Annotated in this window: 17 protein-coding genes; 8 read left to right on the top strand and 9 right to left on the bottom strand. The window is 64.0% G+C overall.

Annotated elements, in window-relative coordinates; translation table 11 throughout:
- Positions 1-40: 40 nt before the first annotated feature.
- Positions 41-979, bottom strand: a complete 939-nt coding sequence (locus tag ACOOFN_RS05395) for an alpha/beta fold hydrolase (RefSeq protein WP_420434443.1) — start codon at positions 977-979, stop codon at positions 41-43.
- 59 nt (positions 980-1,038) lie between these two features.
- The gene (locus ACOOFN_RS05390; protein ID WP_420434441.1) at positions 1,039-1,836 is read right to left on the bottom strand and encodes a CPBP family intramembrane glutamic endopeptidase; all 798 of its coding nucleotides are present in this window, start codon (positions 1,834-1,836) and stop codon (positions 1,039-1,041) included.
- Between the two features lie 206 nt (positions 1,837-2,042).
- Between ACOOFN_RS05390 and ACOOFN_RS05385 the strand changes: the two genes are divergently transcribed.
- Positions 2,043-3,494: a sigma-54-dependent transcriptional regulator gene (locus tag ACOOFN_RS05385; protein WP_420434439.1), complete on the top strand. Its 1,452-nt coding sequence runs from the start codon at positions 2,043-2,045 to the stop codon at positions 3,492-3,494.
- Between the two features lie 109 nt (positions 3,495-3,603).
- On the opposite strand, the gene ACOOFN_RS05380 is transcribed toward ACOOFN_RS05385, so the two are convergent.
- The 6 genes from ACOOFN_RS05380 to ykgO form a co-directional block, all read right to left on the bottom strand.
- Entirely contained in the window at positions 3,604-4,065 is a 462-nt protein-coding gene (locus ACOOFN_RS05380; RefSeq protein WP_420434437.1) for an ASCH domain-containing protein, read from the bottom strand.
- On the bottom strand, positions 4,052-4,489 hold the full coding sequence (locus ACOOFN_RS05375; protein WP_420434435.1) for a hypothetical protein: 438 nt from the start codon (positions 4,487-4,489) through the stop codon (positions 4,052-4,054). The genes ACOOFN_RS05380 and ACOOFN_RS05375 overlap by 14 nt, the downstream gene beginning before the upstream one ends.
- Before the next feature lie 7 nt (positions 4,490-4,496).
- Complete coding sequence (locus ACOOFN_RS05370) at positions 4,497-4,769, bottom strand: DUF2312 domain-containing protein (protein ID WP_420434433.1); 273 nt, start codon at positions 4,767-4,769, stop codon at positions 4,497-4,499.
- Positions 4,770-4,856: 87 nt separating this feature from the next.
- The gene (locus ACOOFN_RS05365; protein WP_420434431.1) at positions 4,857-5,771 is read right to left on the bottom strand and encodes an alpha/beta fold hydrolase; all 915 of its coding nucleotides are present in this window, start codon (positions 5,769-5,771) and stop codon (positions 4,857-4,859) included.
- Positions 5,768-6,316, bottom strand: coding sequence for a tetratricopeptide repeat protein (locus ACOOFN_RS05360; RefSeq protein WP_420434429.1), 549 nt, complete (start codon positions 6,314-6,316; stop codon positions 5,768-5,770). The genes ACOOFN_RS05365 and ACOOFN_RS05360 overlap by 4 nt, the downstream gene beginning before the upstream one ends.
- Positions 6,317-6,463: 147 nt before the next feature.
- On the bottom strand, positions 6,464-6,589 hold the full coding sequence (gene ykgO, locus ACOOFN_RS05355; RefSeq protein ID WP_109259360.1) for a type B 50S ribosomal protein L36: 126 nt from the start codon (positions 6,587-6,589) through the stop codon (positions 6,464-6,466).
- 162 nt (positions 6,590-6,751) lie between these two features.
- On the opposite strand from ykgO, the gene ACOOFN_RS05350 reads away from it, so the two are divergent.
- From ACOOFN_RS05350 to ACOOFN_RS05340, 3 genes are read left to right on the top strand one after another with little or no spacing between them, the layout of a single operon-like run.
- The gene (locus ACOOFN_RS05350) at positions 6,752-7,486 is read left to right on the top strand and encodes a DUF1194 domain-containing protein (protein WP_420434426.1); all 735 of its coding nucleotides are present in this window, start codon (positions 6,752-6,754) and stop codon (positions 7,484-7,486) included.
- Positions 7,483-8,280, top strand: a complete 798-nt coding sequence (locus tag ACOOFN_RS05345; protein ID WP_420434424.1) for a DUF1194 domain-containing protein — start codon at positions 7,483-7,485, stop codon at positions 8,278-8,280. Before ACOOFN_RS05350 ends, ACOOFN_RS05345 begins: the two co-directional genes overlap by 4 nt.
- The gene (locus ACOOFN_RS05340; RefSeq protein WP_420434422.1) at positions 8,277-9,488 is read left to right on the top strand and encodes a lytic murein transglycosylase; all 1,212 of its coding nucleotides are present in this window, start codon (positions 8,277-8,279) and stop codon (positions 9,486-9,488) included. Before ACOOFN_RS05345 ends, ACOOFN_RS05340 begins: the two co-directional genes overlap by 4 nt.
- A gap of 17 nt (positions 9,489-9,505) precedes the next feature.
- Here ACOOFN_RS05340 and ACOOFN_RS05335 read toward each other — a convergent pair whose 3' ends face one another.
- Positions 9,506-10,792: an MFS transporter gene (locus ACOOFN_RS05335; RefSeq protein ID WP_420434420.1), complete on the bottom strand. Its 1,287-nt coding sequence runs from the start codon at positions 10,790-10,792 to the stop codon at positions 9,506-9,508.
- Positions 10,793-11,052: 260 nt separating this feature from the next.
- Between ACOOFN_RS05335 and motA the strand changes: the two genes are divergently transcribed.
- The 4 genes from motA (at position 11,053) to ACOOFN_RS05315 (ending at position 14,921) form a co-directional block, all read left to right on the top strand.
- Positions 11,053-11,922, top strand: coding sequence for a flagellar motor stator protein MotA (gene motA, locus ACOOFN_RS05330; protein WP_420434419.1), 870 nt, complete (start codon positions 11,053-11,055; stop codon positions 11,920-11,922).
- A 72-nt stretch (positions 11,923-11,994) separates the two neighbouring features.
- Complete coding sequence (locus ACOOFN_RS05325) at positions 11,995-12,195, top strand: PLD nuclease N-terminal domain-containing protein (RefSeq protein WP_420434417.1); 201 nt, start codon at positions 11,995-11,997, stop codon at positions 12,193-12,195.
- A 22-nt stretch (positions 12,196-12,217) separates the two neighbouring features.
- A complete protein-coding gene (mnmD, locus tag ACOOFN_RS05320) occupies positions 12,218-13,990 on the top strand; it encodes a tRNA (5-methylaminomethyl-2-thiouridine)(34)-methyltransferase MnmD (RefSeq protein ID WP_420434415.1) in 1,773 nt (590 codons plus the stop codon).
- 112 nt (positions 13,991-14,102) lie between these two features.
- Positions 14,103-14,921 carry a WecB/TagA/CpsF family glycosyltransferase gene (locus ACOOFN_RS05315; protein WP_420434413.1) on the top strand — a complete coding sequence of 273 codons (819 nt, stop codon included), beginning with the start codon at positions 14,103-14,105 and terminating at the stop codon, positions 14,919-14,921.
- Positions 14,922-14,932 lie beyond the last annotated feature (11 nt).

The raw sequence follows: 14,932 nt of genomic DNA, 5'->3' as shown, positions 1-14,932 counted from the left end.
TGCGTCCACGCGTCCGCCAAGTCTCATTGGATGCGGCGACTCACCGCTGGCCCCAGCCTGACTGCATCAGCGTTTCCAGCGCGGAGGCAACGGCCAGCGGCTGGTCGAGGATCAGGTGGTGCTGGGCTTCGGGAATCGAGATCATTGGCGTCGACGGCCCGAAGGTTTCGGCCATGAAGGACCAGATCTCGTCGGTCACCAGGGTGGTGTCGGCACCGCGGAAAAAGGCGAGCGGGCACTTTGCCGTATCGCGCAATGTTTCCGGGTCGCGCCGCTGGTATTCCAGCTTCCCCCACAGATTGACGTCGAATTTCCAGGAAAAGCCGCCCTCGACCGGTTTCAGCGAATTGCGGGCAATATGATCGACCACAGCGACTTCGTCGCACGGCTGCGGCGGCAATAGCCGGAACCGCGCTATCGGCGTTTCCATGTCCGCATAGACCTTGCCGCCCCGTTGCGGCGGCGACGATGAGCGCTGTTCTTCCGGAGGCCGAACCGGTGAATCGAGAATGATCGCTCCGGCCAGCGCCTCGCCGAACTCCATTGCTGCCACCATGGCGACAAAGCCGCCAAAGGAATGGCCGACAAGGAAGGGCTTGCCGTTATCGAACAGCCCGGCTGCCTCGGCGACCGCACGCACTTCCTGTGCGTAGAGCGGCATCCGGTAGACATCACGATGCCCGCTATCGCCCATACCGGACAGATCGATTGCGGTGACGCGCCGGTTCTCGATGAAGGCGGGGGCCAGCGCGTCCCACCATTGCTTGTGGGCGACGCCGCCATGCACCAGCATGACGCCGGGCTTGCCGCGCTCGCCCCAGGCCTTCCAGGCAATGTCTGCGCCTTCGACCTCGATCGAACCGGCTTCGCTGGGGACGGCGAGCAGACGCTCCAGCCAGGCCGGGTAGGGCGGCTTTTGGCCACCAAATGATTTCAGCGGCGGCGGAATCTCTCGCAGGGCTTGCGTCGCTTTGCTCATGCCTATCGGCTAGCCCCGATTGTGCAGTGCGTCAATTAGCCGGACCGTTGACGTTCGCGTCACATTCCAAGGGTCGCGATCAGATTGTTCGCGGCATGGATCAGGACCGGCGCCCACAAACGGCCGGTCACCCGTCTTGCCAGCCCAGCACAAACCCCCAGCACGGTTGTGTAGACCATGACCGGCGCGCCGACGAATATATGAAGGCCGCCGAACATCAGGGACGAAATGAGGATCGGCAGCATCCAGCCGCCCATCCGTTTCGCCAGCGCCGGCAACAGCCAGCCCCGGAAAACCACTTCCTCGATATAGGGGCCGATCAGCACGATGGCCGGTATCATGTACCAGATGGACGATGGGTCAGCGCCGGGAAGCGGCAGCTCGTTGATGGTGTCGGGCAGCGGCGTATAGGTCGTCAGCAGGTCTGTGGCAGCAACGGCCATCACCACGGTCAGCATCAGGAAGAGGCCGGTATAACCGGTCTCGAGGCCGAACCGGTGCGGACGAATGTCCAATACCGCCGCGGCCAGGCCGCGGCGTTGAAGCCAGCTCGCAAAAAGCCACAGAAAGGCGAGATCGGTCACTGTCAGCAATATGTAGAGCGAGCGCAGATAGGCGTCCTGCGGGATGTTGTCCTGGCCGATGGCGGAACTGAACGCGCCGACCGCAAGCGTCAGAAGGCCAGCGATGTCGCCGGATAGGAGTATGACGAACGGCCAGACGAAGAACCACACCGCCAGGCCGCCCAGGCCTGCGCGGGCGGCTTGTGGCACCCGGTTCATCAGATCATGCGCGGCGAACGGCCAAAAGGCTCCGGGCGGAAAGGCGGATCCGAAAGGGGGTGGCGGCGTGCTCATCACGACAGCTTCGGCAAGCCCTGTCGGGCGTCAACAGGCCGTTATGCTTAATACTGTGTCACCGGCGCATACACGTGAATTTTACTACCCATGTCCCATAACGGCACCCGGATGGATTGCCCCCGTCACCGGTGAATACACCGGGGCAGGTGAGGCCAAAAGGCCCGGCGATTGAATATGTGGGTAGCCGAAAGGGCTTGGGTGAGATGGCTAAGACGGTGCTGATCGTCGATGACGATCCGACGCAACGCCGCCTGTTGCAGGCGGTGCTCGAAAAACAGGGCTTTGAGACGGATTCGGCCGATTGCGGCGAGGCGGCGATAGACCGGCTGGTGCGGGGCGGTATCGATGTCGCCCTTCTGGATCTGGTCATGCCCGGCATGGATGGCATGGATGTGCTCGATGCGGTTCACCGCAAGGGGATAGACGTTCCGGTCATCGTGCTGACGGCGCATGGTGGGATCGAAACCGTGGTCGCGGCCATGCGGTCAGGGGCCTCGGATTTCTTCATCAAGCCGGCCAGTCCGGAACGCATCGCTGTCTCCGTGCGCAATGCTCTCAAGATGCAGACGCTGACGGGCGAGGTGAAGCGGCTGAAGAAGGCGCGCACCGATGGCTCGCTCGGCTTTGACGACATGATTGCCGGTGCGCCGGCCATGCGCCAGGTCGTACGCCTCGGCCAACGCGCTGCGGGATCCTCGATCCCGATCCTGATCACCGGTGAAAGCGGCGTCGGCAAGGAGCTGGTCGCGGGCGCCATCCGCGCCGCGTCAGAGCGTGCCGACAAGCCCTTCGTTGCCGTCAACTGCGGTGCGATCCCGCCAAATCTCGTGGAATCCACCCTGTTCGGCCACGAGAAGGGCTCGTTCACCGGCGCGACCGGCAAGCATATGGGCAAGTTCCAGGAGGCCGATGGCGGTACGCTGTTCCTCGACGAGATCGGCGAGCTGCCGCTCGACATGCAGGTCAAGCTGCTGCGCGCCCTGCAGGAAGGGGAGGTCGATCCGGTCGGATCGAAGGCCCCGGTCAAGGTCGATGTCCGGATCATTTCCGCGACCAATCGCGATCTGACCAAGGAGGTCGATGCCGGCCGTTTCCGCGAGGACCTCTTCTACCGGCTCAATGTCTTCCCGATCGAGGTACCGTCGCTGCGATCCCGCAAGGAAGATATCTCGGCGCTCGTGCGTCATTTCATCAAGCGCTTCAATGCGCAGGAAAACCGCTCGGTTCTCGACGCCGCGCCGGACACGATGGCGATGCTGTGCGCCTTCGATTGGCCCGGCAATGTGCGCCAGCTCGAGAATGCCGTCTTCCGGGCTGTGGTCCTGTGCGAGGGGGAGTATCTGCGGCGTGAGGACTTCCCGCAGATTTCCGGCCTGGTGGCCGATCCGGCGGATCTGCCGCCACCGCCGCTTCCGGAGGAGAGCGGGTTTCTGACCGACGCGGTTTCGGGGGAGACCGTTCCGGTGCCGATCCTCGACGAGGGCGGGCATTTGCGGCCGCTGGAATCCATCGAGCGCGACCTCATCGAGTTCGCCATCGAGACCTATGCCGGGCGCATGGCGGAAGTCGCCCGCCGGCTCGGCCTCGGCCGCTCGACGCTCTATCGCAAGGTGCGCGAATACGATCTCGACGTGGACCAGGCCCGCTCGGCCTGACACCCACGTCCCTGGCTTTCTCCCAGCAGCCCTCGGATGGTCTTGTCCACGCAAGCCGTCCGGGGGCTGATCTGTTTCCTTCGGGGACGATTTTCCGGGCGCGCGTTGATTAATCCGCCACCCAGACCAGCTTGAATCGTTCAAAACAGGCATTCATCTCGATCGTGAACGTGAACCCATGCGCTGCGGCCTCGCGGTGCCAATAGGCGAGATGTTCCCGCCACCAGTACTCGAACGAGCGATCGCCCTCGCCCTCATCCCAGGCGAATTGCGCATCGGCCTCGCGCACGGGCTTGATTTCGACCGATGCCGTGCGCACCACGCAGCGCGCCGTACCGCCTCCGTCCAGCACAAGCGACAGATCACCGGTGCGCGGATAGCGCCGGCCCGGCAATTCATACCAGCGGGCGAGCGCGCAGGTCGCCTGTTTCCGGCCGGCAAGGATCAGCCCCGCCAGCTCGTTGGCCATGGCGGGATCGTCGCCGAACTGATCGACTTCGAAGGGCTCGCCGCGATGCCCGGTCTCGGCACAGAACCGGTCCCAGACGGCGCGTTGGTCAGGTGTCATCATCGCCGCCGCCCCGGATCACGCGCAGCTTCGGCTTGCCATCGGCAGCGGGTTCCGGCCGCTCCGATGGTTCCGTTTCCACGTCCTCATTGATATCCCGCACGCGCGGCCCGGCACCGGATTTCCGGAATGAGGACTTGAACCCCTTTCCACGCGACATCGGCTTACGCGCCTTGCCGGCGGCTTTCTTCTCGATCTCGCGCAGCTTCGCGGTCTGCAGGCCGGACAGCGCGTCGTCGAGCTTGCCCTTGTCGGGATCGTTGAACGCCGAGCCATAGGTCTCCAGCCGGTCCGCGACCGAGCCCAGAAATTCGTCCTCCCAGTCCGACAGCGTATCGGCTTTCTCGCCATCTTCGATTTTCTTGCGTGCGCGTTGCAGGCGGCGCAGCGCCTTGCGGGTCTTTTTGGGGTCGACCTCGCGCGGCAATCCGGCCCTACCCCTCGACCGCGCCGAGATAGAGCTCGAGCAATGCTTCGGTTTCCTGCCGCTCATTGCGGTCGATCTTGCGCAGCGCCACGACGCGGCGGAGGATCTTGGTGTCGTAGCCCATCGACTTGGCCTCGGCGTAGACTTCCTTCATGTCGTCCATCACCTGCTTCTTGTCCTCTTCCAGCCGTTCGATGCGGGCCACGAAGGCTTTCAGCTGTTCGCGGGCGGCATTGCCCATGGACTGGGAATTGTCGGTGACGGCGGACACATCATCCATGATGGCAGGCTCCGGCTGGAGGTGAAAGACGGCCGCGAAACTAGTGGCTCATGGGCGCCTGCTCAAGGCGTTGCGGCGGCGCGAAACTCAGTTGTCCCCAGCCGGGCGCAGCGCATGGATGGCCTCGCGTACCGCCTGTGGCGCCTGGTGATGCAACATGTGCCCCCAATCGTCACGGATGACGGTTCGCGCTTCGGGCAGCACGCCTGCTGCAGGCACGGCATGGCGGTCGGTGAAGACCACCTGGTCACCGCGTCCGCCGAGCATGATGACCGGCACTTCGACACTGTCGTAATGCGGTTCTTGGCGGGCAAGATGATCATTGACCTGGGCCATGTCCTCGGCATTCGCCTTGAAGACCTCTGTATCGAAGACACGGTTCACACGCACCGCCTCGGCATAGCCCGCAGGCACCGGAGCCGGGTGGAAGGTTTCCGCGAGCCCGCTGTCGATCCGCGACGGGCCGACCAGCGGAATGATGACCCGCGTGATCAGCGGACCGATCGCGAACCAGCGCGAAGCCCGATTGTACCAGGCCGCATCACCGACGCCGGAATAGAGCGGCGCACCGATCAGCACGAGGCCGGATAGCGCATCCGGATGATCGATCGCCAGCCGCATGGAGATGGCGCCGCCCCAGGAATGACCGACGACCACCGGCTCGGCGAGGTCGAGCGCCCGCATCAGCTCAGCCAGCAGGGCAGCTTCGCGTTCCGGCGTCCAGGCGCCGTCCGGCCGTTCGCTCCAGCCAAGACCGGGCCGGTCGACATACACCGCCCGATAGCCGTCGAGATGGCCGCCCAGCGCCAGCCGCATGTCCTCGGCATTCGATGAGGCACCGTGCAGCAGGACGACATCCGGTCCCGTGCCCTCGATCACATAACGGATGTCGGCGCCGTCGATCTCGATGAAATTTCCGCCTGGTGGCATGTCGTCGGCTTCCGTTGCGGCAATGGTCAGTAAACCAAGGGCGGCCAGGGCCAGTGCGCGCGCCGCCGTCAAAGCGAACGCCCGGCAAGCTGTGCGCGGATCCGCGCCGCGGCACGCCCTGCCAGCTCGTATGCAGGATATATCGCCAGCGCTTCCTGATAGGCTTCAAGTGCCGCTTGCGGCTGTTCGGCCCGTTCCAGCGTCGAGCCCAGCAGATAATAGGCATCGAAGCGTCGCGGTTCGAGCTCCAGCGCCTGGTTGAGAGCTTCCAGAGCGTAGCTCCAGTCCTGCTGGGCGAAAGCCACCTGCGCCGAGCGCAGCCAGCCCTCGGCATAATCCGGCTGAAGCTGGGTGACATGGTTGAACATGCGCGCCGCGATATCGGGATTGTCGGCAGCCATCGCGGTTTCGCCGCGATCCATCAACAGGTCTGTGGTGTGACTGCCGGATGTCGCCCACAAGGCCAGGATTTCGTCGACCAGCGGTTCGGCGGCGTCGGGCGTCGCCGTCTGCAGTGCGTCGAGGCGCACCTGCAGCCTTTCCTCGGGGGTCTGGAATTCCGGCCCGGTGCTGGGCACGGCGATCTGCAGGGCGAGGATGATCAGAAACAGTTTCATGGGGCGCGAAGATACGCTGCTTTGAAGCGGCGTCCAGCGCAGCCACGCAGGCGTGACCGAAGTTTAACGCGGGTGTCGGTAATGGCGTCGGAATCAAAAACGCCCCGGCAGGGCCGGGGCGCTAGCGCATTCCATGTCGCAGCGAGCCTAACCGGCGCGCGCCTTGAAACGCGGGTCTTTCTTGTTGATCACAAAGACGCGGCCACGGCGACGCACCACCTGGCAGGCAGCGTGGCGGTTTTTCAGCGATTTGAGAGAGCTGCGAACTTTCATCGGACCGGCCCTGTGTTTCAACAATTATTCCGGCACTTCGCCGGGGAGGCGCGGTATCTACGGGGGCGATGGGGGGATGTCAACTGGTGTGCGGCGCAAAAATCACCTCCTTACGACACCGTTAGTTGCCCTTGCCCGCAAGCTTGCCTAGCTTCCCGCGCCATGCACCGGATACTGTCTGTTCTGCTTGGCGGCCTGACCGCTTCTCAGGCCGCTGGCCAGGAGTTGATCGAGGTCGATCTCGAGCTCGTTCTTGCCGTCGATATCTCTTATTCCGTCGACGAGGACGAGGCCCGCCGACAGCGCGAGGGCTATGTTGCCGCGCTCGCCCACCCCGATGTCATCTCGGCAATCGAGGGCGGACCGCTCGGCCGCATCGCGGTGACCTATGTCGAATGGGCCGATGCACGCTTCCAGCGCGCCGCCGCGGACTGGACCGTCGTCGCCTCGGAAGCCGACGCGCTGGAATTTGCCGCGATGGTCGCCGCCGCGCCGCTCGAGCGCGGCCATTATACCGCCATCGGCGCGGCGATTGCCGATTCGGTCCGGCGTATCGAGACCAACCAGTATGAGGGCTATCGCCGCCTGATCGACATCTCGGGAGACGGGCCGCAAAACCAGGGCATGGATCTCGGCGAGGCCCGCGCCATGGCGGACGAGGCCCGGATCATCATCAACGGTCTGCCGGTGATCACTGACCGCCCGGGCCGCTGGGTGCGTCCGGTCGAGGTCAATCTCGACGTCTACTTCAACGATCATGTTGTCACCGGTCCGGGGGCTTTCGTCCTGCCCGCCCGCACCGAGGATGAATTCCGGACCGCCATTCTGCGCAAGATGACGCTCGAAATTGCCGGTGCTGCGCCTGCCGCTATCGAACTCGCCCAGGCTGCGCCGTGATCCGATGGGCAGCTCTCGCAGCAGCGTTCCTGGCATTCTTTGCGCCGGCGCTGGCACAGGGTTTTGCTGACCCCGCGGATTTCGCCGACTCGCCGCTGAACAGCCGCGAGCGCCAGTTCACCGATGATGGCCGGCTGATCGTCGATCTCGAACTGGTCTTTGCCGTCGATGTATCGGCCTCGATTGACGAAATGGAAGCTCTGCAACAGCGCCGCGGTCATGTCGAGGCGCTCGCCGATCCCGACATCGTGTCGTCCATCCGGGCGGGCGCACACGGCCGCATCGCGGTCTTGTATCTCGAATGGGCCGATGCCGATTTCCAGCGTGTCGTGGCGCCGTGGACGATCATCGAGACCGAGGCAGACGCGCTTGCCTTTGCGGCGCTGCTCTCGCAGGCCGACTTCGTGTCGGGTCGCCGGACCGCGATCGGTGCGGCGATCGGCAATGCCGTCTCGCTCATCGATTCAAATCCCTATCACGGCGTGCGCCGGATCATCGACCTGTCCGGTGACGGCCCGCAGAACGCCGGGCCCAGCCTGCCCGAGGCGCGAGATGCGGCCGCTGCATCCGGGGTCACCGTCAACGGAATCTCCATGCAGAGCGACCGCCAGCATCCCTTCCGGCCGCCGGTGAACATTGATGTCAGCCGCTATTTCGAAGAGCATGTCATCGTTGGGCCACGATCCTTTGTCATGCCGAGCCAGGCACACCAAGATTTCGTGGAAGCTCTGCGCAGAAAGCTTATCATCGAAATCGCCGGGCTGTTTCCGGTCGAGCTGACGGACAAGGGATGACACGCTTCATTATTGTACTGATTTGCGCGCTCTGGCCTGTAATGGCTGAAGCGCAGGACGACGGTTTCGCGGACTGGCTGGCCGATTTCCGGCCCCGGCTTGTCGACAGCGGCGCGAGCCCGGAAACCGTCGCGGCCATGCTGGACGGCCTCGAACCCGATCTGACCGTGGTCGAGCGCGATCGTGACCAGCCGGAATTCGTCCGCCCGCTCTGGCAGTATCTCGACATTGCGGCGTCCGATCTGCGCGTCCGCAACGGCGCCGAGCAGATCAGCACCCACAATGGCATGCTGGCAGCTATCGAGGAGCGTTTCGGCGTCGATTACGAGATCCTCGTTGCGATCTGGGGCCTGGAAAGTTCCTATGGCGCGATCCAGGGAGACCGCGACATTGTGCGCTCGCTGGCCACGCTGGCCTGGGAAGGCCGCCGTCGGCGCTGGGCCGAAGCCCAGCTGCTGGCCGTCGCGCGGATGATCGACAATGGATATGCCAATCGTGACGAGTTGCGGGGCTCCTGGGCCGGTGCCATGGGCCAGACCCAGTTCATTCCTGAGACCTATCTGGCGCGCGGCGCCGATTTCGACGGCGATGGCCGCATCGACATCTGGAACAATGTCGGCGACGCGCTTGCATCCTCGGCGAATTTGCTGAGCCAGGCGGGGTGGTCACGGAATGCGCCCATCGTCATCGAGATTGTGTTGCCTGAGACATTCGACCTCACAAGCTGGGATCCGAACGGCGCACGCATGACGGCGGAATGGTCGATGCGCGGCATTCGACGCGCCGATGGCGCCGACTGGCAGGCAGACACGCTGATGCAGGCATCCCGTCTCGTCCTGCCGGCTGGCCGCCGCGGTCCGGCTTTTCTGACCTTCCCGAATTTCCGCGCCCTCATGCGTTACAACAACTCGACATCATACGGAATTGGTGTCTGGCTCCTGTCGCGGCGGTTTTCCGGCGAATTCGCGATCCGCGGCGAGTGGCCGGACGACGATCCGCCGATCAACCGCTCGCAGACACTTGCCCTACAGCAGGGCCTGCTCGACCTCGGCTTTGACCCGGGTGCCCCCGATGGCCTGTTCGGGCCCAATACGCGCCGCGCGCTTATGGGTTTCCAGCGGGATAATGGTTATCCGGTCGACGGCTATGCCGGTCGGGTCATGTATGATCAGGTCATGGCGGCGATTTCAGCTGCGGCAGACGACTAGTCACCAGCCTCGCAGGTCTAGATCGGCCCGCGGGGCTCGTGACGGGGCTGCGCGATGACCGTGACCGAACGGATCTGCGGATGCAGCCAGGCCAGCAACGCGGACAATACGGCCAGGACGGCATTCAGCATGTACGGCACTTCCGGGCCGATCGCCTGGTACAGCCAGAGCCCGGCGACGGGCGCAATCAGAAAGCCGAGCCCGGCGGTCGCCGTGGTCGAACCGGCGGCGCGCCCCTGTTCTTCCGGCGTCACCGCAATCGAGGCGCCACCGGTAAAGCCCGAGCGCGCCAGTCCGAATCCGAACGATCCCAGCATGTAGCCGAACACGATGGACGCGTAATTCGCGGCAATCACCATTTCGAGACTGGCGAGACCGGCCAGTATGGCGCCGGTCGTCATCAGCGCCCGCGGGCTGGCCTTCATCGCAGGGATCACCACCAATTGGGCGAATATCAGCGCGCCGGCGCCGGCTGTCAGCGCAACCCCGGCCAGTTGCAGCCCCTCCTGCGGCGTCAGATCCATCTTGTCCATGACATAGAATCCGATCGCCTGCAGGCTGATCGCCTGCACCAGCCACAGTCCGCAACCAAACAGGAAGAAGGGCGCGACCCGGGCATCGAAGGCGAAGGCCAGTTGCTTGACGGGATTGATCGGCCGGCTTTGCTGTCTCGGCGGTGTTTTCTCGGGCAACATGAAGCGGACGGCCACCGCGGCCCCGCCGACGAGGAAGGAGACCGCGACCATGAAAGGCGCAATCCCGATGCGCTCGACGAAGGCCGCCGCCAGAGCCGGACCGACAATACCGCCGAGCCCGAATGCCGCCGTCAGCCCGGCCAGTGCCTCGGTCCGTTCTTCTGTCGAGGTCCGATCGGCAACATAGGCCTGTGCCGCGGGGTTGGTGGCCGAGCCGAACCCGCCGAACAGGGCCCGCGCGCCAGCCATGCCGATGATCGCGATGAGCGGCGGCGCCCAGCCCAACTGGCCGGCCACCGTGGCCAGTGCAAACACCAACGTCGAGAGGGCAAAGGATGACAGGCCGAAAATGATCAGCGGGCGGCGGCCATAACGGTCAGACAAGGCCCCCCAGATCGGACTCATGATCAGGAATAGCAGGGCCGAAATCGTGTAGATCGCACCGATGAAAAATTCTGCCACGTCGAGTTCCCGCGCCAGCGGAGGCAGGATCGCGAACAGCATCGAATTGCCGATTCCGGTCACGACCAGGCAAATGAAGAGCAGGCGGAAGGAGCGCCGTCGCTCAGCCGGGCCGGACGGATTCGAAGGATCGTAGATCGGTGGCATGGAACAGATTTATGCCTGCACCCCGGGGCGGGTAAAGTCACCCTGTGTTTCACTTTTCCTGAAGAAGCCGTGTGCTAACCGGTCGACAATTCCTCCGACCCCGGCCCCGTTGATGTGAGAGCCAGCCAGGCGCGAGCTGTAAACCACGTCCTAACGGTGATTACACCGGGTATTAAACTTAATTGGCGATAGTGCGTCCCGAAACCGGACAGTCCCGACAAAAAGAGGACGCCGGAAAAACAACGGGTGGTGGTAGAGCAATGTTTCAGATCATTGGGATCGTCGTCGTATTTGTGATGGTGTTTGGCGGGTTCGCACTCGCGGGCGGGCATTTCGACATCATCGTCAAGGCGGCGCCGTTCGAACTTATGATGATCGGCGGTGCCGGCATTGGCGCCTTCCTCATCGGAAATTCCGGCAAGACAGTTATGAAGACGCTGGGCGATTTCGCCAAGATCGTCTCCGGACCGAAATGGAAGACCAAGGATTACAGCGACCTGCTCGCCCTCCTGTTCCAGCTCACCAAGACGATGAAGACCAAGGGCGTGATCGCTCTGGAAACCCATATCGAGAATCCCAAGGAATCCTCGATCTTCCAGAACTATCCGCGCATCCTGAAGGACCATTTCGCGACCGATTTCATCTGCGACACGCTGCGCATGATGACGATGAACCTCGAAGATCCGCACCAGGTCGAGGACGCGATGGAGAAACAGCTCGAAAAGCACCATCACGAGGTCGCAGCCCCGGCGCATGCCATGCAGAGCCTCGCCGACGCGCTTCCGGCGCTGGGTATCGTTGCGGCCGTGCTCGGCATCATCAAGACGATGGGCGCGATCGACTCGCCGCCGACCGTGCTTGGCGGCAAGATCGGTGCAGCACTTGTCGGGACCTTCCTTGGCGTGTTCCTCGCCTACGGTTTTGTCGGACCGATGGCGGCGCGCCTCAAGGAGATCTACGACGAAGAGCACGCCTTCTACCTGATCATCCAGTCGGTCCTCGTGGCACACCTGCACGGCAATGCCGCCCAGATCTCTGTCGAGATCGGCCGCGGCAGCGTGCCCAGCAGTTCGCAGCCGACCTTCGCCGAACTCGAGGATGCGCTCGGAAACATCCAGACCGAAGCTTGATAAATGGAAAGCTGACGGGCTCTGCAGCCTTTGATAATCTCCTTCATCCCGCCGGATGAGGGAGATTTTCTTTTGGGTTTCGATTTGGGTGGACCGATCGCGCTGCTGGTCCTGGTTTTCGACGTCTATGCCATTCTGCAAACGGCCCGCTCGAATACCGGCAGCGTGGCGCGTGTCCTCTGGATTGTCTTCATCCTGCTGGCCCCGATCATCGGATTTCTGTTCTGGCTGTTTCTCGGACCGCGTGAGGAGCGAAGCCTGTTCCGACGCTGATCCCGCGCTATAAGCGCGCGAAATGAAACTCTTTTGCGATCCCCCCAGGCTGGATTGGCGCGATACCGGACCGGTCGCGCCGGACTTCGGTGATATCTATTTTTCGGCGCAGGACGGACTCGCCGAAACCCGGGCAGTCTTCCTCGCGGGCTGCGGTCTGCCGCAAGCCTGGCAGGGTCGTGATTGTTTCACCATCGGCGAGCTCGGTTTCGGAACTGGACTCAATTTCCTGGCGGCCTGGCAGATGTGGCGCGATACCCGCCCCGACGACGGCCGGCTCCATTTTGTCTCGCTCGAGAAATACCCCTTGCGCCGCGCCGACGCCGAGCGCGCACTGTCGGCCTGGCCGGAATTGGCGCCGCTGGCCGAACGCCTGATTGCCGCCTGGCCCCAGCCGCTGAAGGGCGCGCATCGCCTCCGTTTCGAAGACGACCGGGTGACATTGACCCTGTTCCACGACGATGTGGCAGCCGCCCTGCCGCAGATCGAAGCCAGCATCGATGCCTGGTTCCTTGATGGTTTTGCGCCCTCCGGCAATGCGGACATGTGGGCGGACACCGTCTGGCCGCAACTTGCCCGCCTATCCCGGCCCGGCGCGCGCGCGGCCACTTTCACGGTTGCCGGCGCCGTCCGACGCGGCTTGCAAGGCGCCGGCTTCGAGGTCGAGAAAAAACCCGGCTTCGGCCGCAAACGCGAACGCCTTGAAGCGCGGTTCGCCGGCCCGTTCCCGGCACCGCAGGCGACACCGTTTCCGCGTCTGCCCGCCAGCGATGGCACTATCGTGATCCGCGGTGGCGGCATAGCCGGAGCGAGCCTCGCCCATGCGCTTCAACGCCGAGGACGTGACGTGGCGATTGTCGACCCGGACGGCCTCGCCGCCGGCGCGTCCGGCGCGCCGTCGGGTCTGCTGACGCCGCGTCTCGAGAATGCGGATCGGCCGCATGTCCGCGCGACTTTGGCCGCGTTCGAATACGCGCGGCAGCTCTATGACGGGCTCGGCCTGCTGCAGGCCGAAGGCACGCTGCGCCTTCTCCGGGATGAGCCGGAAGCCCGGCGCTATGATGCCATCGCCGACGCCATGGGCGAGAGTTATGAAATCCGCGATGACGGGCTGTGGATGGACCGCGCCGCGCGTTTCTCGCCGCAGGACATTGTACATGCCCTGGCGCGCGATTGCCGGATTGTCACCGAAACCGAAAGCCTTCTCGAGGCTTCCGTCATTGTCGATTGCCGCGGGCCGAAGGCAGCCATGGCCGACCTGGCCGCCAGCGCCGGCCGTGTCGCGGTGTTCGATGGCAGTCCGCCCGCTCACCCTATCGTCTGGGGCGGTTATGTCTCGGCCATGAAGGATCGCCGCGTCCTCCTCGGCGCGACCCATGAAAAGGGCGCAGATCCCGGTCCGGCAGAGGCAGCCATCAAGGCGCTTCGGGCAGATCTCGAAAAACGCTGCCCTGAAACTGCGGCGCGGCTCGGCGGTGTCGGATCAAGCTGGGCCGGCGTCCGGGCGACCACGCCGGATCGGCTACCGGTCGCTGGCAGCCTGCCCGGACCGAAATTCGACACGATCTGGCGCGCTGCCGCCCGCGGTGCCCCGCAACCCGTAAACGTGACGACAGAGGATTCGCCGCAAATCGTCCTCTCCGGTTTCGGATCGCGCGGTTTTGCGCATGCCCCGCTTATGGCCGAAGCGCTGGCCTCGGATCTCTGCGGCGAACCATCGCCGTTGGAAAGCGCGGGCCGCGCGGCAATGCATCCGGCCCGTTTCCGATTCCGTGCCCTCAAACGGGGCGATTAACCGTCCGGAAACCATGCCGGCCGGTTCCCGGAGGCCAGGCACGACAAGGCGCACGCCTTGCACTTAACCGTCCCGAACACGCGAGACTGACGCGAAACGGGACACGTCATTGATGACCATTCACACACCAATCCTGACCGAGAGCGAGCGCCGTTCCAAACCGCGCCATATCTGGTTCCTGAATTCGGCGTTCGACAATATCGACTTCCCGACCACCATGCTGCGGCTGGCCGAACGCGACCCGCAAGCGCCCTTTGCCTTCGTGGTGACGCCGAATGTCGACCACCTCGTCCGTCTGCGCCGCGACAATGTGCTGGCACCACTCTACGCCCAGGCTTGGCTGACTGTTTGCGACAGCCGCGTTCTCGAGCTCATCGCGTCCATGTCCGGCGAAGACGTTGATGTGACGCCGGGCTCGGATCTGACCGCGACCCTGTTCGACAATGTCGTCATGCGCCATGAACCGGTTACCATCATTGGCGGGACGCAGGAGGTCATCGAGAATGTGAAGGCGCGCTACGGCCTCCGCGACGTGCGCTGGCACGAGCCGCCGATGGGCTTGCGCAACAATCCCGATGCTATTGCCGAATGCGCCCAATTCGTCGCCGACAATCCGTCGCGCTTCATCTTCCTCTGTGTCGGGTCCCCGCAGCAGGAGATGATCGCCGAGGCCTGCCTCGACCGCGGAGATTGCACGGGCATCGGCCTGTGTGTCGGCGCTTCGCTCGATTTTCTTGGTGGCAAGGCGGAACGGGCACCCAAATGGATGCAGCGCACCCGTCTCGAATGGCTCCACCGTCTGGCGCAGGAGCCGACGCGCATGTGGAAACGCTATCTCTTGGACGGCCCGAAGATCGCCTTTCTCTGGTGGGAATGGCGCAAGGCGCGCTCCAAGTTGCGTGAGTTCGAAAAGCGGCTGGCCAGCATCTAGGTGCTGGCAAA

The sequence above is a fragment of the Hyphobacterium sp. genome, assembly GCF_965217055.1.
Lineage (GTDB): Bacteria > Pseudomonadota > Alphaproteobacteria > Caulobacterales > Maricaulaceae > Hyphobacterium.
Note: the sequence above shows the minus strand (reverse complement) of the source record. Positions and strands in the feature narration are given on the sequence as shown.